At 71.6% G+C, this 19,576-nt stretch carries 16 protein-coding genes; 3 read left to right on the top strand and 13 right to left on the bottom strand.

Annotated features, from left to right (window positions below; all coding sequences use genetic code 11):
• Positions 1–38: 38 nt before the first annotated feature.
• The 3 genes from ACWGH4_RS05005 to ACWGH4_RS04995 all read right to left on the bottom strand — a co-directional run bounded on the left by ACWGH4_RS05005 (position 39) and on the right by ACWGH4_RS04995 (position 5,134).
• Positions 39–596 carry a GNAT family N-acetyltransferase gene (locus ACWGH4_RS05005; RefSeq protein WP_453455719.1) on the bottom strand — a complete coding sequence of 186 codons (558 nt, stop codon included), beginning with the start codon at positions 594–596 and terminating at the stop codon, positions 39–41.
• 27 nt (positions 597–623) lie between these two features.
• Positions 624–2,834: an MMPL family transporter gene (locus ACWGH4_RS05000; protein ID WP_453455716.1), complete on the bottom strand. Its 2,211-nt coding sequence runs from the start codon at positions 2,832–2,834 to the stop codon at positions 624–626.
• Positions 2,835–3,031: 197 nt separating this feature from the next.
• Positions 3,032–5,134, bottom strand: coding sequence for a phosphocholine-specific phospholipase C (locus ACWGH4_RS04995; protein ID WP_453455713.1), 2,103 nt, complete (start codon positions 5,132–5,134; stop codon positions 3,032–3,034).
• A 269-nt stretch (positions 5,135–5,403) separates the two neighbouring features.
• Between ACWGH4_RS04995 and ACWGH4_RS04990 the strand changes: the two genes are divergently transcribed.
• The gene (locus ACWGH4_RS04990) at positions 5,404–6,312 is read left to right on the top strand and encodes a hypothetical protein (RefSeq protein ID WP_441266040.1); all 909 of its coding nucleotides are present in this window, start codon (positions 5,404–5,406) and stop codon (positions 6,310–6,312) included.
• 53 nt (positions 6,313–6,365) lie between these two features.
• Here ACWGH4_RS04990 and ACWGH4_RS04985 read toward each other — a convergent pair whose 3' ends face one another.
• The 10 genes from ACWGH4_RS04985 to ACWGH4_RS04940 all read right to left on the bottom strand — a co-directional run bounded on the left by ACWGH4_RS04985 (position 6,366) and on the right by ACWGH4_RS04940 (position 17,990).
• Positions 6,366–6,653, bottom strand: coding sequence for a hypothetical protein (locus tag ACWGH4_RS04985; protein ID WP_441266041.1), 288 nt, complete (start codon positions 6,651–6,653; stop codon positions 6,366–6,368).
• Positions 6,654–6,840: 187 nt separating this feature from the next.
• Positions 6,841–8,352, bottom strand: coding sequence for an Asp-tRNA(Asn)/Glu-tRNA(Gln) amidotransferase subunit GatB (gatB, locus tag ACWGH4_RS04980; protein WP_453455709.1), 1,512 nt, complete (start codon positions 8,350–8,352; stop codon positions 6,841–6,843).
• Positions 8,353–8,368: 16 nt separating this feature from the next.
• Complete coding sequence (locus ACWGH4_RS04975; protein WP_441266043.1) at positions 8,369–8,611, bottom strand: hypothetical protein; 243 nt, start codon at positions 8,609–8,611, stop codon at positions 8,369–8,371.
• A complete protein-coding gene (gene gatA, locus ACWGH4_RS04970) occupies positions 8,608–10,104 on the bottom strand; it encodes an Asp-tRNA(Asn)/Glu-tRNA(Gln) amidotransferase subunit GatA (RefSeq protein WP_356621119.1) in 1,497 nt (498 codons plus the stop codon). Before gatA ends, ACWGH4_RS04975 begins: the two co-directional genes overlap by 4 nt.
• A 5-nt stretch (positions 10,105–10,109) precedes the next feature.
• On the bottom strand, positions 10,110–10,406 hold the full coding sequence (gene gatC, locus ACWGH4_RS04965; RefSeq protein ID WP_005311569.1) for an Asp-tRNA(Asn)/Glu-tRNA(Gln) amidotransferase subunit GatC: 297 nt from the start codon (positions 10,404–10,406) through the stop codon (positions 10,110–10,112).
• A gap of 643 nt (positions 10,407–11,049) precedes the next feature.
• Positions 11,050–13,182, bottom strand: a complete 2,133-nt coding sequence (locus ACWGH4_RS04960) for an EAL domain-containing protein (RefSeq protein WP_441266044.1) — start codon at positions 13,180–13,182, stop codon at positions 11,050–11,052.
• A 309-nt stretch (positions 13,183–13,491) separates the two neighbouring features.
• Entirely contained in the window at positions 13,492–15,675 is a 2,184-nt protein-coding gene (gene ligA / locus ACWGH4_RS04955) for an NAD-dependent DNA ligase LigA (protein WP_453455703.1), read from the bottom strand.
• A 30-nt stretch (positions 15,676–15,705) separates the two neighbouring features.
• A complete protein-coding gene (locus tag ACWGH4_RS04950; protein WP_453455701.1) occupies positions 15,706–16,719 on the bottom strand; it encodes a methionine synthase in 1,014 nt (337 codons plus the stop codon).
• A 25-nt stretch (positions 16,720–16,744) separates the two neighbouring features.
• Positions 16,745–17,434, bottom strand: coding sequence for an SDR family oxidoreductase (locus ACWGH4_RS04945; RefSeq protein WP_453455698.1), 690 nt, complete (start codon positions 17,432–17,434; stop codon positions 16,745–16,747).
• Positions 17,435–17,450: 16 nt separating this feature from the next.
• Positions 17,451–17,990, bottom strand: coding sequence for a TIGR00730 family Rossman fold protein (locus tag ACWGH4_RS04940; RefSeq protein ID WP_441266048.1), 540 nt, complete (start codon positions 17,988–17,990; stop codon positions 17,451–17,453).
• A 102-nt stretch (positions 17,991–18,092) separates the two neighbouring features.
• Between ACWGH4_RS04940 and ACWGH4_RS04935 the strand changes: the two genes are divergently transcribed.
• Together ACWGH4_RS04935 and ACWGH4_RS04930 are read left to right on the top strand one after the other, a co-directional pair.
• The gene (locus tag ACWGH4_RS04935; RefSeq protein WP_453455694.1) at positions 18,093–18,881 is read left to right on the top strand and encodes an alpha/beta fold hydrolase; all 789 of its coding nucleotides are present in this window, start codon (positions 18,093–18,095) and stop codon (positions 18,879–18,881) included.
• A 122-nt stretch (positions 18,882–19,003) separates the two neighbouring features.
• On the top strand, positions 19,004–19,576 hold a 573-nt coding region (locus tag ACWGH4_RS04930; RefSeq protein ID WP_453455691.1), incomplete at its 3' end, for an alpha/beta fold hydrolase.

Below are 19,576 nucleotides of genomic sequence, written 5' to 3'. Positions count from 1 at the left end.
GCACCATCGGTTTTCTGCGCTGCCCTTCGAGTTGCCCGCTACGCGGCCCGCCGCTTGCGCCACTCAGGCGCCAGCACCGACCAGATCTGCTCGTCGTGCCGCTCGCCGCGGTACAGGTAGAGCTCCCGCTGGGTGCCCTCGTGTGTCATGCCCAGGCGCTTGGCGACGTTGATGCTGGCCTGGTTGGCGGAGGCGACGATCCATTCGACGCGGTGCATTCCGCGTACGTCCACCGCCCAGTCGATGATGACCGTCACGGCGCGCGTGACCAGGCCCCGGCCCGCCGCGGTGGGTTCGAGCCAGCAGCCCGCCTCGCAGGTCCCCTGGGCCACGTCCATGGTGCGGAACATGACGCCGCCGACGAGGGTGCCCTCCAGCCAGATGCCGTAGATGCGTCCCGTGTCCGCGGCGGCCTTGTCGGCGTACGCCTGGAGGAAGGTCCTTGCGGCGGGGACGTCCTTGACGATGTCCGGCAGGCCGACGTGGCGGCCGATGTACTCGCGGCCACGGTCGATGTGGGCGAAGAACTCCTCCGCCTGCCAGGGTTCCAGGGGACGCAGCTCCGCTCCGTCGTCGCCGAGGCTTATGGCAAACACAGTGCTCCTCCGGTGGACCGCGGGCCGTTACTGCACGAGCTCGCCGTCCTCGCGCGCGCGTGCACCGGGGATCCTCGCATGCGCGGCCTCGCGGCACTCGGGCTTTTCGATGCTGATCCGGGGCAGCAGGCGGCCCATCCACCGGGGCAGCCACCAGTTCGCGCCGCCGAGCATGTGCATCAGCGCGGGCACCAGCAGGGTGCGCAGTATGAAGGCGTCCAGCGCCACGGCAGCGGCGAGGCCGATGCCGAACATGGCGATGACGCGGTCGCCGCTGAGTACGAAGGCGAGGAAGACGGAGATCATGATGACGGCCGCGGAGTTGATCACGCGGCTGGTCTCGGCGAGCCCGACCCGTACCGCGCGCCGGTTGTCGCCGGTCTCCAGCCACTCCTCGTACATCCGGCTGACCAGGAAGACCTGGTAGTCCATGGAGAGGCCGAAGAGCACAGAGACCATGATCACCGGCAGGAAGGGCTCGATGGGGCCCGCGCTGCCGAGGCCGAGCAGCTCGCTGCCCCAGCCCCACTGGAAGACGGCCACGACGATGCCGAAGGCGGAGGCGACGGCGAGGACGTTCATCGCCGCGGCCTTCAGCGGGATGCCGAGGGAGCGGAAGGCGAGCAGCAGCAGGAGGCAGCCGAGCGCGATGACGACGCCGACGAAGAGGGGCAGCTTGCCGACGATGACCTCGGCGAAGTCGTCGTAGCCGGCGGTGACACCGCCGACGTGCACCTGGAGCGAGGTGCCGTTCTCCGCGACCGGCAGGACCTCGGAGCGCAGGCGGTCGACGAGTTCGCTCGTCGTCTTCGACTGCGGCGCGAACTCCGGGATGACGGTGAGCACCGCCGTGTCCCCGCTGCTGTTGTAGGCGACGGGCCCGGCGGACGCGACGCCGTCGGTGGCGCGGAGGTCCTCCCGGAGCCGGTCCAGCGCCATCTGGTCGTCGGGTCCCTCCAGCTCGGCGACGAGTGTGAGGGGCCCGTTGACGCCGGGGCCGAAGCCCTCGGCGAGCATGTCGTACGCCTGCCGGGTGGTGGCGGAGGCGGGGCCGTTGCCCTGGTCGGACGTGCCGAGGTGCAGCGAGAACGTCGGCAGAGCCAGCACCAGCATGACGACCGCGGCGAAGGCGCCCAGCAGCTTGGGCCGGCGCTCGACGAAGGCGGACCAGCGGGCGGCGAAGCCGGTCGGCAGTTCGGGCTGCGGCCCCTCTTCGGCCAGCCGGCGGCGCTCGCGCCGGCTCAGGGCCCGCATGCCGATCATCGAGAGCATGGCGGGCAGCAGCGTCACGGACGCGGCGACGGTGAGGACGACGGTGAGGGACGCGGCGATCGCGACGCCGTTGAGGAAGCCGAGTCGCAGGATCAGCATCCCGAGGAGCGCGATGCAGACGGTGGCGCCGGCGAAGACGACGGCGCGGCCCGTGGTGGCCACGGCGTCGCGAACCGCCTCGTCCACCGGAAGACCGCGCTTGAGCCCCTTGCGGTGTCTGGTGACGATGAAGAGCGCGTAGTCGATGCCGACGCCGAGGCCGATCAGGAGGCCCAGCATGGGCGCGAAGTCGGCGACGGTCATGACATGGCCGAGGAGAACGATGCCCGCGTAGGCGGTTCCGACGGACACGAGCGCCGTGGCGATGGGCAGCACGCTGGCGGCGAGGGAGCCGAAGACCAGGAAGAGGACGACCGCGGCGACCGCCACACCGACCATTTCGGCGAGATGCCCGTCGGGGGCCTCGGTCAGGGCGATGGCGCTGCCGCCGAGTTCGACGTCCACCCCGTCGACCGCGGCGGCCTTCGCGGTGTCGACGACGGCCCTGGCCTGCGCCTCGGGGATGTCTTCGACCTGGTGGTCGAAGGCGACCACGGCGAAGGCGGTGCGGGAGTCGGGGCTGATCTGTGTGGCGCCGTCGCTGCCGTACGGGCTCACGACGCCGGCGATGCCGTCGAGCCCGGCGACGTCCTGGAGCATGTCGGACATGCGCTTCTCGACGTCGGGGGCCCGGACGCTGCCGCTGTCGGTGCGCCAGACGATGGTGTCGCTGTCGCCGGCCCGGCCGTGGAAGCCGTCCTGGAGGAGGGTGGTGGCACGGCCGGATTCGGTGCCCGGGACCTCGTAGTCGTTGGAGTAGGCGGCTCCGGCGACGCCCGCGGCGGCCGCGACGCCGCCGAGGGTGACGAGCCAGAGCAGTACGACGACGAGGCGGTGCCTGACGCACCACCGGGCAATTGCTGCCAACGGACCGGCTCCCCTGATGGTTCGTGGATCTTTGGTCGGGAAAGGCCCGCAAAGAACTCATGACCTGCAAGGAGACACTCTGGCAGCCAATCGTGATCGTTTGTCCCTTTTGTGGGGTGAGTCACACAGACGCACAACGGTGCATAACGGTGCACATCGCTGCCCTATGACAGCGATGTGCACCGTTCACCCCCGCGTCAGCCGGAGACGCTGGGGCGGCCGTTTTCGATGTGTCCCATCAGCCGGCGCCGGAAGCCGGACTCCCGCTCAGGCCCCTCGACGGTCACCTCGAGGTCGTACCAGCCGTGCGCGTCGGCCGCCGAATGCACGACGGTGCGGCTGCGTCCGGCCTTCACCGTGATCCTGCGGGTCCAGCCGTGCAGGTCCGCCTCCTCGACATAGCCGAGGGGCCGCACGGTGAACGTGAGGGGCGCGCTGCCGCTGTTGCGCAGCGTGAGGTGCACGTCGCGGTCGTGGTGGTCGATGACGGAGCGGACCTCCGCGGTGCCCCGCGCGGGGCCGGCGAACTCCCGGCGGAAGCCGTTCGGGCCGGTGATCGTGAACCGGTAGTCCGCACGCGTAAGGGGCACCGTCCACTGCGCCTCGCCCCTTACATCCCGGTGCTGCGGCACGGGGAACTCGCCCGCGTACGGGTAGAGCGCGAAGTGCGCGCTCGCCCGGCCGCTGTTGCGGACCGCCACGGTGACCGCATCGGCGGACAGCGTCGCGTGGGCGTCGGGCTGGTACGGCAGAGGGCGCGCGGGACGGGTGCCCGGCTCCTGGGCGGGCATCGACTGCACCGCGGGAGGCAGCGGCCGCCAGCGGCCCGTGAACGCGGGTATCTCCCCCGGCTGCTCCACCTCCGGCTGTGGGTGTGCCCTGCCGAAGTCGAAGGCCGAGGTGAGGTCGCCGGTCACGGTGCGCCGCCACGGGGTGATGTTGGGCTCCTCGACCCCGGTCCACCGTTCCAGCAGCCGGATCACCGAGGTGTGGTCGAAGACCTCGGAGCAGACGTAGCCTCCGACCGACCAGGGTGAGACGACCAGCATGGGGACGCGGATCCCGAGGCCGGTGGGGAGCCCCTGCCAGCGCTCGTCGGTGTTGTCGGCGGGCGGGACAGGCGGCGGCACGTGGTCGAAGAAGCCGTCGTTCTCGTCGTAGTTGATCAGGACGACGGTGCGCCGCCAGACCTCGGGGTGCGAGGCGAGGGCGTCGAGGACCTTGTAGACGAGGGAGGCGGAGGCGATGGGCGACGAGGTCCCGGGATGCTCGGAGTCCACGGCCGACGGCACGAGGTAGGACACGGCGGGGAGCCTGCCGGCTGCCACGTCGGCACGGAAGCTGTCGGCGAGTGTGCCGGTCTCGACCCGGCGCAGCCCGCGCTCGAAGAGCGACCGCTCGTCCTTCGGGAGCTTCGCGACGCCCCGCTCGAGCGACGCGAGCAGCGCGGCGCGCTCCGCGGCGTCCTCGGTCTCGCGGACCTTGGCGTAGAAGGCCTCCATGTAGGTGAAGCCACCGGATTCCGCCAGCGCCTTGCGCGCGATCTTCTTGAAGCTCGTGAAGAACTCGATGCTGTTGTCGGTGAAGTTCTCCCACTCCGTGTACGTCTTCCAGCTGCGGCCCGCCCTCTCCAGGCGCTCCGCGTACGTCGGCCACGGGTAGCCGGGGTGGGTGCCCTCGGCGTACGCGGCGTTGGTCACGGCCCGGCTGCCGTCGGCCTCGTGTCCCGTCCAGCCGCTCCAGAGATGGTTGCGGTTCGGGTTCGTCGAGGTGTGGATCGAGGAGTGGTAGGCGTCGCAGATGGTGAAGGTGTCCGCGAGCTCGTAGTGCAGCGGCAGGTCGCGCCGGTCGTAGTAGGCCATGGTCGCGGCGGTCTTCGCGGAGACCCAGCCGTCCATCCATCCGTCGCGCCAGGCCTTGGCGCCGCCGCCCCACGAGTGGTCGAGGTCGCCGATGTACTGGAGGTCCTTCTTCTGCGCTGCCGCGGCCTCCCGGACGGGGAAGGGCAGCACCGGTCCCTGCGACGCCGGCTGCTCGAAGACCGTCCGGCCGGAGGGGAGTTCGACGGCGTTGCGGTCGCCGAAGCCGCGCACTCCGCGCAGTGTCCCGAAGTAGTGGTCGAAGGACCGGTTCTCCTGCATGAGGATCACCACGTGCTCGACCGCGCGCAGCCCGCCGGCCGGGGGGTCAGCGGCGAGCGCCGCCTGGAGAGACGGCGGCAGCAGCGATCCCGCGGCCGCCGCGCCGAGTGCTCCCGTACCGAGCGCGAGCATTCTTCTGCGCGAAATCTCCGGTGACATCCCGACCTCCCGTCGACGGCCAATGGTTCATCCTTGAGCCATTGCTCCGCAGGGACGGTAATCGGAGCGGATGTCGGCGAGAAGGCCTGGTGACATCCGAGTGGTGAACGTCCAAGAGTCCGGCCAGGAAGTCCAATCGGCATCCGGCCGGCGGCGGAACCGCCCGCTCCGCCGTACTGGGCAGGGGCATCCGGCCTCGGGGGGCGCACGACGGCGGGAATCGGCCGTGGTCCACAAGACGAGCGGATTTGTCGGCGCCGACTGGCACGATGGCCGTCATGGAATACAGGGGGATCCACCAGACGGCCCTGACGCCCGCGGACGCCGCGGAGTTCGCCCGCATGCTCCATGACGCGCCCGGCCCGCACCTGGGCCGGGCCCCCGTCCCCGTGCTCGTCCACGAGCCGGACAGCACCCCTGCCGGGCGCCGCCTCGCGCTCCAGGGGGTGTACGACGCGATCGTGGCACGGATCGGCGAGCCGACGCTGTACGGCGGCTCGGCGGAGGGCCCGAGCGTCCGCTGGCGTGACGGCCGCAGAACCGTCCTGCTCGCCGGGGACCGGCAGCAGGTGGGGCTGTCGGTCCACGACACCTTGACCCTCGAGGGCGAGGAGCGGCGGGCCTTCGAGTGGGGCGGCGCGTGGTCCGGCGGCGAGCCGTACGACCCGGCGTTCCTTCCGTACGTGTGGCAGCTGGACCGCAGCGGCCCCGGTGAGCGCCCGACGTCCCGTCCGGGCGGCCGTCCCGCCGCGGACCTTGGGCAGTTCCAGTACGGCCTTCAGCTGCTTCTCGCGGCGTGGGTGGAGCAGCTGCCGGTGCAGGTCGGCACCGACTGGGCGAGTTTCTGCCTGACCAGCGCCGTCGACCGGGGCCGCCAACTGCTCGTGTCCTACAGCCTCGAGGACGGCCTCCAGGCGTCGATCGACGACCGCGACGGGGAGAACGACGAGGACCGCGCCAGGACGATGCTCGCCCGCGGCTGGCAGAGCAGGGACCGCGGCTGGTGGCAGACGGACTTCCCCGATCCCGGGCCGGAGAGCGCCGCGGACCTGGCGGCCCTCGTCGTCACCGAGCTGTGCGCCCGCGGCACCAGGGCGCCGGAGGAGCTCCGTGCGAGGGACGTGAGCTGCAAGGACCGGGGCGAACTGTGGCTGCCGGTACTGGGCGTCCGCCACTGACCGCACGTCCGCCCGCCGCCGTCCGGCATCCGGCCCGGTCCGGAGGGACGACCCTAGGCGCCGAGCAGCCCCGCCACCGGCGCGGCCTGGCTGGTGAGCGGGTCCAGCTCACCGGGCACCTCGGCCAGCCTGTTGAGTCCGGAGAGCTGCTCGGAGGTGCTCGGCATCTGCCCGCGCTGCTCCGGTGCGACGGAGCCTTCGGTGAGGGTGTCGACCGTGTCCATGACGGACAGCGTCCCGACGGGGAGTTCGGGGGAGGCGGCGGTCGCGGCGGGGGCCGCGAGCGCGGAGGCGCCGGTGGCGAGGGCGAGAGCGGCGAGTACACGGTGTGCTTTGGTCATGTCGTGACAACGGCCCGGCTCCCTGATCGGTAACGCGGGGATTCACCCCCGGTGGGGATGCTGCCGCCTTGACCAAGAAGGCGCATGCCGCGCTGCCGACTCCGGGCCCGCAGGCGACGTGGACGCGGGAACACGGAAAGGCGGCACGCACCCGTGGTGCGCGCCGCCCTCGCCGTGCAGAGAGCCGTCAGCCCTCGGTGACGCCCAGCTTCTGAAGGATCAGTTCCTTCACCCTGGCCGCGTCGGCCTGGCCGCGGGTGGTCTTCATGACCGCGCCCACGAGCGCTCCCGCCGCCGCGACCTTGCCGCCGCGGATCTTGTCCGCGATCGCCGCGTTGCCCGCGATGGCCTCGTCGACGGCCGCGCCGAGCGCGCCCTCGTCCGAGACGACCTTCAGGCCGCGCTTGTCCACAACGGCGTCCGGGTCACCCTCGCCCGCGAGCACGCCCTCGATGACCTGACGGGCCAGCTTGTCGTTGAGCGAGCCCTCCTTGACCAGCGCGGTCACCCGGGCGACCTGCGCCGGGGTGATCGGCAGCTCGTCCAGGGCCTTGCCCGACTCGTTGGCGTTGCGGGCCAGTTCGCCCATCCACCACTTGCGGGCCTGGTCGGCCGGTGCGCCCGCCTCGATCGTGGCGACGATCAGGTCGACCGCGCCGGCGTTGAGGATCGACTGCATGTCGTGCTCGGAGACGCCCCACTCCTCACGGAGCCGGTTGCGCCGAAGACGCGGCAGCTCGGGCAGGGTGGCGCGAAGCTCCTCGACCCACTCGCGCGTGGGCGCGACCGGGACCAGGTCGGGCTCGGGGAAGTAGCGGTAGTCCTCCGCCTCCTCCTTGACCCGTCCGGACGTCGTGGAGCCGTCGTCCTCGTGGAAGTGCCGGGTCTCCTGCACGATGGTGCCGCCGGACGAGAGCACCGCGGCGTGCCGCTGGATCTCGTACCGGGCCGCACGCTCCACGCTGCGCAGCGAGTTGACGTTCTTCGTCTCGGAACGGGTGCCGAACTTCTCGGTGCCGTTCGGGCGCAGCGACAGGTTCACGTCGCAGCGCATCTGGCCCATCTCCATGCGGGCCTCGGACACGCCGAGGGCCCTGATGAGCTCGCGCAGCTCGGCGACGTACGCCTTGGCGACCTCGGGAGCCCGCGTGCCGGCGCCCTCGATCGGCTTGGTGACGATCTCGATCAGCGGGATACCGGCCCGGTTGTAGTCGAGCAGGGAGTGGGACGCGCCGTGGATACGGCCGGTGGCGCCGCCGACGTGGGTCGACTTGCCGGTGTCCTCCTCCATGTGGGCGCGCTCGATCTCCACGCGGAAGACCTCGCCGTCCTCGAGCTGGACGTCCAGATAGCCGTTGAAGGCGATCGGCTCGTCGTACTGCGAGGTCTGGAAGTTCTTCGGCATGTCCGGATAGAAGTAGTTCTTCCGGGCGAAGCGGCACCACTCTGCGATCTCGCAGTGCAGCGCGAGGCCGATCTTGACGGCCGACTCGACGGCGACCGCGTTGACGACCGGCAGGGAGCCGGGCATGCCGAGGCAGGTGGGGCAGGTCTGCGAGTTGGGCTCGGCGCCCAGCTCCGTGGAGCACCCGCAGAACATCTTGGTCTTGGTGCCGAGCTCGACATGGACCTCGAGGCCCATGACGGGGTCGTAGGACGCGAGGGCGTCCTCGTACGACACCAGTTCAGTGACGGTCACGATGAAACTTTCCCTCTCAGCCCAGCAGAACGTCGTCGTCGCCGAGCCGCTTCAGCTCGCGGTAGAGGATGGCCAGGCCGGTGACGATGGCGGCGGCGGACACCGCGGCGTCGATCAGCCGCAGCATGTCGCCGTCCTCGCGGGCCAGCCTGGCCTGCTTGGCGACGCTGATCGCGCCGAACGCGGTGCTGCCGAGCGATACGTACAGCCCGGTCTTGGACTTCTTGAAGTTCTTGGCCTTCTTTGCCATGGCACTCATAGCGACGGAGCCTCCTCAAGCAGCGGGTGCCCCCAGCGTTCCACGAACGCCGCCTCGACGGCTGCACCGACCTTGTACAGACGGTCGTCCTTCATGGCCGGGGCGATGATCTGCAGGCCGACGGGCAGGCCGTCCTCCGGTGCGAGACCGCAGGGCAGCGACATGGCCGCGTTGCCGGCCAGGTTGGTCGGGATGGTGCACAGGTCCGCGAGGTACATCGCCATCGGGTCGTCGGCGCGCTCGCCGATCGGGAAGGCGGTGGTCGGCGTCGTCGGGGAGACGATCACGTCGACCTGCTCGAACGCCTTCTCGAAGTCCCGGGTGATGAGGGTGCGGACCTTCTGCGCGGAGCCGTAGTACGCGTCGTAGTAGCCGGAGCTGAGCGCGTACGTGCCGAGCATGATGCGGCGCTTGACCTCGTCACCGAAGCCAGCCTCGCGGGTGAGCGCGGTGACGTCCTCCGCGGACTTCGTGCCGTCGTCGCCGACCCGCAGGCCGTAACGCATGGCGTCGAAGCGGGCGAGGTTCGAGGAGCACTCGGAGGGCGCGATCAGGTAGTACGCGGAGAGCGCCAGGTCGAAGGACGGGCAGTCCAGCTCGACGATCTCGGCGCCGAGCTCCTTCAGCAGTTCCACCGACTCGTCGAAGCGCTGCACGACGCCGGCCTGGTAGCCCTCGCCGCGGAACTGCTTGACGATGCCGACGCGCATCCCGGCCACGGAGCCGTTGCGGGCCGCCTCGACGACCGGCGGCACCGGCGCGTCGATGGACGTCGAGTCGAGCGGGTCGTGCCCGGCGATGACCTCGTGGAGCAGGGCGGCGTCGAGGACGGTACGGGCGCACGGCCCGCCCTGGTCGAGGCTGCTGCTGAACGCGACCATGCCGTACCGCGAAACTCCGCCGTACGTGGGCTTGACGCCGACCGTCGCGGTCACGGCGGCGGGCTGACGGATCGAGCCGCCGGTGTCCGTGCCGATGGCGAGCGGCGCCTCGTAGGAGGCGAGGGCGGCACTGGAGCCGCCGCCGGAGCCGCCGGGGATACGGGTGAGGTCCCACGGGTTGCCCGTCGGGCCGTACGCGCTGTTCTCGGTCGAGGACCCCATGGCGAACTCGTCCATGTTGGTCTTGCCGAGGATGACGACGTCGGCCGCCTTGAGCCGCTGGGTGACCGTCGCGTCGTACGGCGGGATCCAGCCCTCGAGGATCTTGGAGCCGACCGTGGTGGGGATGCCCTCGGTGGTGAAGATGTCCTTCAGCGCGAGCGGGACACCGGCGAGAGGACCGAGCTTCTCGCCCTTCGCGCGCTTCTCGTCGACGGCGCGGGCCTGGGCGAGGGCGCCCTCGCGGTCGACGTGGAGGAAGGCGTGGACCTTCTCGTCGACGGCCTCGATACGGGCCAGGTGGGCCTGCGTCACCTCGACAGCCGTGAGCTCGCCGGCGGCGATCTTCGCGGCGATCTCGGCGGCGGTGAGCTTGATGATGCTGTCCGACATGGTGATTAGTCCTCCCCCAGGATCTGCGGCACCTTGAAACGCTGCTGCTCCTGGGCCGGGGCGCCGGAGAGCGCCTGCTCGGGGGTGAGCGACGGACGGACCTCGTCCGCGCGCATGACGTTGGTCAGCGGCAGCGGGTGGGAGGTCGGCGGTACGTCTTGGTCGGCGACCTCGGAGACGCGGGCGACCGCGCCGATGATGTCGTCGAGCTGTCCGGCGAAGTGCTCGAGCTCTTCGCCGGACAGCTCCAGACGCGCCAGCCGTGCGAGGTGGGCGACCTCCTCGCGCGTGATGCCAGGCATGCAGCGATCCTCAGGGGTGAGTGTGATGGTTTTGGCCCAATCCTATGGGGCGAGCGCCGCTGACCGTGAAACGGTTTGCTTTCCCCCGCCGCGGCCTCCCCTCGTGGCCCGGCTGCCGTGGGTGGTGCCCCGCCCCGAAACCCGGCCCACGCCACGGCGGCTTGCTGCCCATGACCCCTGCGCGGGCCCGCGCCGCGACTGCTGCCCGGCCGGGCCGGGACCGGACGCTACGCGCACCGCGGCACCACCGTCGCCGATACCGCCGGGTGCCCGTGGTCCACGGCGCCGGGGCCGACAGCCGCTGCACGCCAGGGGCGGGGAGCGGTCTGGCGACGACGGGCCGCCGTCAGGGCCTACGTCACCGCGCGGCCCGAAGTGCGGTTCGCGCGCGGCTGGGGCGGGGGGATCTCACCGCTGGGAGGGCCGGACGTGCTCGCCGCGGCCGCCGCCCGCCAGGGGCCGGGGAGCGGCCGGCCGACGACGGGCCGCCGTCAGGGCCTACGTCACCGCCCGGCCCGAAGCGCGGTTGGCGCGCGGCTGGGGCGGGGGGATCTCACCGCTGGGAGGGCCGGACGTGCTCGCCGCGGCCGCCGCCCGCCAGGGGCCGGGGAGCGGCCGACCGACGACGGGCCGCCGGCAGGGCCTACGTCACCGCCCGGCCCGACGTGCGGTTCGCGCGCGGCTGGGGCGGGGGGATCTCGCCGGCCGCCGGGAGGGCCGGACGGTGCCAGCCGTGCTCGCCGCGGGCCAGCAGCCACGCCGTGGCCTCCTGCGGAGGCATCGCCGCGGCGACCAGCCACCCCTGCACCGCGTCGCAGCGCAGGTCTCTCAGGCGCTCCCAGGTCTCGTCGTCCTCGACGCCCTCCGCGACGACCAGCAGGCCGAGGGAGTGGGCGAGGTCCACGGTGCAGCGGACGATCTCCGCGTCCTCGGCGTCGACCGCGAGCCTGGCCACGAAGGAGCGGTCGATCTTCAGCTCGCTGACGGGCAGCCGGCGCAGGTGCACCAGGGACGAGTAGCCGGTGCCGAAGTCGTCCAGCGACATCTTCACGCCGTGGTCGGCGAGCCCCGCCAGGGTGTCCGCAGCCCGCTGCGGGTCCTCCAGCAGCACGTGTTCCGTTATTTCCAGCTGCAGCGCGCCCGCGGGGACGCCGTGCCGGGCGAGCCGCGCGGCCACGGCCCCGGCGAAGCCGGGTGTGTGGACGTCACGCGGCGAGACGTTGACGGCGACCGGGACCTCGAGTCCCTGCGCGCGCCATGTGGCGACCTGGGCGAGCGCCGTCTCGAGGACGTACTCGGTCAGGTGCGGCATCAGTCCCGAGGACTCGGCGATGGCGATGAACTCGTCCGGCGGGACCCGCCCCCGCTCGGGGTGGACCCAGCGGACGAGGGCCTCGAGACCGGCGACATGCCCGTCGAAGCGGACCTTGGGCTGGTAGTGGAGTTCGACGTCTCCGGCGTCCAGCGCGCGGCGCAGGTCGCCGAGGAGACCGAGCCGGTCGGGGGTGTTGCTGTCGCGCTTGGACTCGTACACCTCGACGCCTGTCCGGTCGCGCTTGGCCTGGTACATCGCCACGTCGGCGCGGCGCAGCAGCCCTTCGGCGTCCAGCGCGTGGTCGGGGAAGACGGCCAGTCCGGCGCTGGCCTCCAGGACGAGGGTGAGCCCGTCGAGGTCGAGCGGGGAGGACAGATCGGCGACGAGGTGCCGGGCGATCCGCTGCGCGGACGTCGTCGAGTCGGCGGTGGGCAGCAGCACGGCGAACTCGTCGCCGCCGAGCCGCGCGGCCTCCGCGCCCCGCGGCAGGGCGAGCCGGAGCCGGTCGGCGATCTGCAGCAGAAGCCGGTCCCCCGCGAGGTGACCGAGTGTGTCGTTGACGGACCGGAAGCGGTCGAGGTCGATCAGGACGAGCGCGGCGCGTGCGCCGCTGCTCTCCGCGTCCTCCAGTGCGGACCAGGTGCGCTCCAGCAGCCACTGCCGGTTGGGCAGCCCGGTGAGCGGGTCACGCAGCTGCTCCTCGGCCCTGGCCCTGGCGATCCACAGCGTGGAGTCCAGTGCGATCAGCGGTACGGCGAACAGCGGCAGCAGCAGCGGCATCGCGACGGCGACGACGCAGATCAGCGGCGCTATGCCGACGAGCGCGACGGCGACGAGGCCCTGCCGCAGCAGGGCCGTGCGGGCGACGGTCGGCAGACCGCCGGCCTGCGGTGCCAGCACGTACCAGAGCAGCAGCCGGGTGGCGCCCAGATACGCGGTGGCGGCGAGGATCACCTCGGGCGCGGCCGCGGGCTCCCAGCTGAGCGGGTCCCAGGGCCGCTCGACGGTGGGCACGACGTCGAAGAGGGCGAGCGCGAGCGCCGCCGCTCCGATGCCGAGGATGTCGACGGCGCCGTGCAGCACGCCCTGCCGCCAGCGGTTGCGGCAGGCGGCGCCGACGAGGGCCACGACGGCGAGGGAGACCAGGCCCGCCGCCACCCAGCCGAACAGGAGCAGGGTGGCGAGGGTGAGCGCGGCACCCGATCCCGCGCCGCCCCACCAGCGGTCGCGGCCGAGGGCGACGAGATGCCCGACGATGATCCCGGTGAGCACGGCGAGCGACCAACCGACGGTGCCGGTGGGGAAGAGCGCGTGCCCCTCCTGGAGGGCCCGTACGACTCCGATGCCCAGCACGAGCGCGGCAGTTGCCACGACGGCCGCGGGCAGACCGGGTTTCCTGCCCACCAGCGCCGCGAGTGCACGCGGCCGTGAGACCGGGGCGGCGCTCTCGGTCGGTTTCATTCCCGTCCCTCTCACAGCCGGCGGTGCCTCGCGATGGCTCCCGTTGTCATGCCACCACGACTGAATCCCACCACGCAGCCGTGCACGACAGGCGCACATTTCAACAGTAGGCCGCGGGAGACCTGCACGGGCAGCGCTCTACAGCTCTTGCCCGAATGCGACCCGGCCACCCTTAACCATCTGGTATGCGGTGAACGCGTGACCTGTACTGGGCGTTCCACCGGCGCTCCGGGCGTCCGGATCCTGCCCCTCGTGCCGCGCCGGCGCGCCTCGTGCGCCCCCGTCGAGCGCCCGTCCGAGCCCCTTTTGTCATGCCTCCTCGGTCACAGCAGCCTCACGAGCCGCCTCCGGTCCCTCTTCGAGAAGGACCGCGAAGCCCGACTCGTCCAGAACCGGCACCTTCAACTGCACGGCCTTGTCGTACTTGGAGCCGGGATTGTCACCGACCACCACGAAGCTCGTCTTCTTCGATACGGAACCGGCCACTTTCGCTCCGAGGCTCTGGAGCGCTTCTTTTGCGCCATCCCTGGTGTGGTTCTCCAGCGTTCCGGTGACGACGACCGTCAGCCCTTCGAGCGGACGCGGCCCCGCGTCCTCCCCCGGGCCGTGCTCCTCCATCCGCACGCCCGCCGCACGCCACTTGCGCAGGATCTCGCGGTGCCAGTCCTCCTCGAACCACTGCTTGAGGGCGGCGGCGATGGTCGGGCCGACGCCGTCGACGGCCGCGAGCTCCTCCTCCGTCGCCTGCTCGATGCGGTCGATGGACCGGAACTCACGGGCGAGCGCCTCGGCGGCCACCGGGCCCACATGACGGATCGACAGCCCCGTGATGATCCGGGCCAGCGGGCGCTCCTTGGCCGCCGCGATGTTCTCCAGCATCGCCACGGCGTTCCTGCGCGGCTCGCCCTTCTGGTTGGCGAACACCGTCGCGATCTTGTCCTCGCCGGTCTTCTGGTCCCGCTTGGGAAGGCCGCTGTCCTGGTCGAGGACGTACGCCTTGATGGGCAGCAGCTTCTCCATGGTGAGGTCGAACAGGTCGCCCTCGTCGGCGAGCGGCGGCTCCGCGGGCTCCAGCGGCTGGGTGAGCGCCGCGGCCGCGACGTACCCGAAGTGCTCGATGTCGAGAGCCCTGCGCCCCGCCAGGTAGAAGAGCCGCTCCCGCAACTGGGCAGGACACGAGCGGGCGTTGGGGCAGCGCAGGTCGACGTCGCCCTCCTTCATGGGGCGCAGGGCGGTGCCGCACTCGGGGCACTCGGCCGGCATCACGAACTCCCGCTCGCTGCCGTCCCGGAGATCCGCCACGGGGCCGAGGATCTCGGGGATGACGTCACCGGCCTTGCGCAGCACCACCGTGTCGCCGATGAGAACGCCCTTGGCCTTGACCACGTCCTGGTTGTGCAGGGTCGCGAACTCGACCTCGGAGCCCGCCACCGTCACCGGCTCGACCTGTGCGTACGGGGTGACGCGACCGGTTCGGCCGACTCCGACGCGGATGTTGACCAGCTTGGTGTTGACCTCCTCCGGCGCGTACTTCCAGGCGATCGCCCAGCGCGGCGCACGCGCGGTCGACCCCAGACGGCCCTGCAGCGGGATCTCGTCGAGCTTGACCACGACCCCGTCGATCTCGTGCTCGACGGAGTGGCGGTGCTCCCCGAAGTAGGCGATGAACTCCCGCACCTCGTCGAGCGAGCCGACCACCTTGTTGTGCCGGGCGGTGGGCAGGCCCCACTCACGGAGCAGGTCGTACGCCTGGGAGAGCCGGTCGATCGTCAGGCCCTCACGGGCGCCGATGCCGTGCACCACCATGCGCAGCGGCAGCGTGGCGGTGACCTTGGGGTCCTTCTGGCGCAGTGAACCGGAGGCAGAGTTCCGCGGGTTGGCGTAGGGCTGCTCGCCGGCTGCCACACGACGGGCGTTGAGCTCCTGGAACTGCTCCATCGGGAAGTAGACCTCGCCGCGGATCTCCACGAGGTCGGGGATGCGGTCACCCTTGAGCCGCTTCGGGATTCCGGCGATGGTCCGGACGTTCGGAGTGATGTCCTCGCCCACGCGCCCGTCGCCGCGGGTCGCCGCACGGGTCAGCCGGCCCTTCTCGTAGGTGAGGTTGACCGCGAGGCCGTCGACCTTCAGCTCGCACAGGAAGTGGTAGCCGGGGGCGCCGACGTCACGGGCGACGCGCTCGGCCCAGGCGGCGAGCTCCGCTTCGTCGAAGGCGTTGTCCAGGGAGAGCATCCGCTCGCGGTGCTCGACCTTGGTCAGCTCGGTCTCGTAGTCCCCCGCGACCTTCTGGGTCGGGGAGTCGGGCGTGCGCAGCTCCGGATAGCGCTCCTCGAGCCCTTCGAGCTCCCGGAGGAGCTTGTCGAACTCGGCGTCGCTGATGACGGGGCTGTCCTTCACGTAGTACCGGAAGCGGTGCTCCTCGATCTGCTCGGACAGGAGCGCGTGCTCCTCCCGTGCCTGGGCGGGCAGGTTCGTCTGCTGTTCGCCGGCCACCGTTTCGTCCTCCCGTTGTCCGTGCACCCGTTACTCAGGGTTGTCCGCGAGGGATCTCGCGGCGCGGACGCAGTGGGCGAGCGCCGCGCGGGCGTAGGCGGGCGAGGCGCCCGCGAGCCCGCACGTCGGAGTGATCACGATCGACTCGGCGAGAGTCCCCGGATTCAGCCCCAGCCTGCGCCACAGTGTCCGTACACCCTTGACGATATCGGCGCCCACCGACAATCCGGCCGACACGGCGTCCGTGGAGGGGACGATGCCCGCGAAGAGCTTCGTGCCGCCTTCCACCGCCTCACCGATGGACTCCTCGTCACGTTCCGTGAGCAGTCCGAAATCGAACGAGATTCCCTGCACGCCGGCGCGGCGCAGTAGCGCGAACGGTACGTCCGGGGCGCAGGAGTGCACGACCACCGGTCCCTCCGCGGCGGCCATGACCTCCCGCAGGGTGCTCTCGACGACCTGCCGGTCGATTGCGCGGTACGTGCGGTAGCCGCTGGCGGTCCTGACCTGGCCGCGCAGCACGGCCGTGAGCGACGGCTCGTCGAGCTGAAGCACGACACGGGCTCCGGGGACCCGGCGGCGCACCTCGGCGAGATGGTCACGCAGTCCCTCGGCGAGGGAGGCGGCGAGGTCCCGGCACGCGCCGGGGTCGCCGAGCGCGGCCTCGCCGCCGCGCCGTTCGAGGGCGGCGGCGAGCGTCCACGGGCCGACGGCCTGCACCTTCAGCGGGCCCTCGTAGCCCTGGGTGAACTCCTCGAGCGCGTCGAGGTCCTCGCCCATCCAGGAGCGGGCTCTGCGGGTGTCGCGACCGGGCCGGTCGCTGATCCGCCAGCCGCTCGGCTCCACATGGGCGTACATCTCGACGAGGAGGCCGACGGTCCGGCCGATCATGTCGGCGCCCGGCCCCCGGGCGGGCAGTTCCGCCAAGTGGACAAACTCCTCGAAGGACCCGGTGACCGTCCTCGCCGCCTCGCGTGCGTCGCCGCCGGGCAGGGAGCCCACGCCGGTCGCGGGGCCCCATCGGAACTCGTTCTTCTCGCTCACCCCGGCAGCGTACGTGCCGCCGCGCTCAGCGCCCCGGCCGCACCGTCAGATCGTTGATCTCCGCGTCGCGCGGCAGGTCCAGCGCGGTGAGGATCGCCGTGGCGACCGACTCGGGGTCGATCCAGCGGGCGGGGTCGTACTCCTTGCCCTCCTGCGAGTGCACCTTGGCCTGCATGGGGCTCGCGGTACGCCCCGGGTAGACGGAGGTGACCCGCACTCCGGCGGCGTGCTCCTCGTGCCGCAGGGAGTCCGCGAGGGCCTTCAGGCCGTGCTTGGAGGCGGCGTACGCGGCCCACTCGGCGTGGGCGGCGAGGCCGGCGCCGGAGTTGACGAAGACCACATGGCCCTGCGCGGCCCGCAGTTGGGGAAGGAACAGCCGGGTCAGCTCGGCGGGCGCGATCAGGTTCACGTTGAGCTGCTGGTGCCAGGTCTTCGGACGAAGGTCGCCGACCGGTCCGAGGTCGACGATGCCCGCGATGTGCAGCAGCGAGTCGACGCTCTCGGGCATGGACTGGTGCCCGAGGGCCCAGGAGATCCGGTCGGGGTCCGCCAGGTCGGCGACAAGCGTGCCGGCTCCCGGGTAGCGCGCCTCGAACTCCTTGGCCCGGCCCGCGTCGCGCGCGACGAGGACGACGTCGTCGCCCCGCTCGTGCAGACGACGGGCGACGGCCGCGCCGATGCCGGATCCTGCGCCGGTGATCAGATGGGTGGTCATGCCCGCCATGCTCGCACTACTGGATGCCGGCGGACTCCTCGAGGTACGCCATGGCACCGGCGCCGTCCTCGGCGAAGAACACGAGGTCGGTCAGCGGCAGGGGCAGGAAGCCCTCGTCCTCCATCCGCTGGAACTGCTGCTTGAGGCCGTCGTAGAACCCCGCGGCGTTGAGGAGGACGACCGGCTTGGCGTGATGGCCGTGCTTCTTCAGCTCCAGGATCTCGGTCGCCTCGTCGAGCGTCCCTGTGCCACCGACCATGATCACGACGGCGTCGGACCTGGCGAGCAGCAGCGCCTTGCGCTCCGCGAGGTCCTTGGCGATCACCATCTCGTCGGCGTTCGCCCGCGCCTTGGCCTGAAGGAACTCGACGGAGACGCCGACCAGCCGCCCGCCGGACTCCTGCACGCCGTCCGCCACGACCTTCATCAGCCCGCTCTCCGAACCGCCCCACACCAGTGTGTGACCGCCCTTGCCGATGAGCTCGGCGAACTCGCGGGCGGGGCGGGTGTAGCGCTCGTCGAGATCGGCGGCGGAGAGGAAGACGCAGATGTTCATGCGACCACCGTAAAGGGGGGCACCGACATCTCTGACGAAATTTTCGCGCCGGAGCGATGAGTTCTCGCGAGCGGCCCGGTCAGCCCTCTCATGGACACCACCATGAGCACGGCTGTGTTGAAGGCCGAGTCCGCGGACGGCACCCTCATCGCCTACGAACGGCGCGGCAGCGGACCGTCGTTGGTCCTGGTGGGCGGAGCGCTGCGCACGGCCGCCTCCGACGCGCCGCTGGCCGAGCTGCTCGCCCCGCATTTCAGCGTGTTCACGTACGACCGCCGTGGCCGGGGAGCGAGTGGCGACACGGCCCCGTACGCGGTGCGGCGCGAGATCGAGGACCTCGCCGCCGTCATCGGGGCGGCGGGCGGACGGGCCGCCGTCCACGCCATCTCCTCGGGTGCGGCGCTGGCGTTGCGCGCCGCGGCGGCCGGGGTGCCGATCACCCAAATCTCCGTCTACGAACCGCCGTTCGAGACCGACCCCGCGGCCGCGCACGGCACCACCGAGCACGTCGGCCGGATGACGGCCCTCCTCGCCGACGGGCGGCGGGGTGACGCGCTCGCCGCTTTCCTGGCCGCGACGGGGACGGCCGAGGAGACGGTCGCCGGGCTCCGCCGGCTGCCGGTGTGGTCCGGCATGGAGGCGCTGGCGCACACCTTGGTGTACGACCATGAGGTGACGGGCGACGGCATGGTGCCCACGGCGCTCCTCGCCACCGTCACGGCCCGTGTGATGGTGGTCGACGGTGGCGCGAGCCCCACCGGGACGCGCGAGGCCGCCCGCGCCGTGGCGACGGCCCTCCCCCGAGGCCGCCACCGCACCTTGACGGGCCAGACGCACGAAGTGGCCCCGCACGTACTGGCGCCGACGCTGGTCCGGTTCTTCGCCGAATGACGGGCACCGCGCGGGAGGCGACGCGCCCCGGCCCCATGGACCCGGGCGTGGCCGGAAGTGCCGCCTGACCACGGCCGGTTGGCGCCGATCATGTCCCTGACCACACTTGTAGAGTGCCTGGCATGAGCCGAGTGACCGTCAACGGTGCAGCGATCCACTACAGCGACCAGGGCCCTGCCGACGGCGTGCCTGTCGTCCTCGTCCACGGGCACCCATTCAACCGCTCCCTCTGGGCGCCCCAGGCCGAGGCCATGACCGCGGCCGGATACCGCGTGATCACCCCCGACCTGCGCGGTTACGGCGAGAGCGAAGTGATCCCCGGCAAGACTCTGCTCTCCGACTTCGCCGACGACATCGCGGGCCTCCTCGACCGACTCGGTCTCGAGCGCGTGGTGGTCGGCGGGGTCTCCATGGGCGGACAGATCGCGATGGAGTTCCAGCGTTCGTACGCGCCGCGCGTGCGGGCACTCGTCCTGTCGGACACGTCCCCGGTCGCGGAGACGGAGGAGGGCAAGGCCTTCCGCAACAGCCTCGCCGACAGGCTGCTCGCGGAGGGCATGGACGGCTACGCGGACGAAGTGATCGACAAGATGCTGGCGGCGTACAACGTCACGGCGATGCCGGACGTCGCGGCGCGGGTGCTGACGATGATGCGTACGACCGCGCCCGAGGGCGCGGCCGCGGCCCTCCGCGGC

This window comes from Streptomyces sp. NPDC054847 (genome assembly GCF_053610925.1).
Note: the sequence above shows the minus strand (reverse complement) of the source record. Positions and strands in the feature narration are given on the sequence as shown.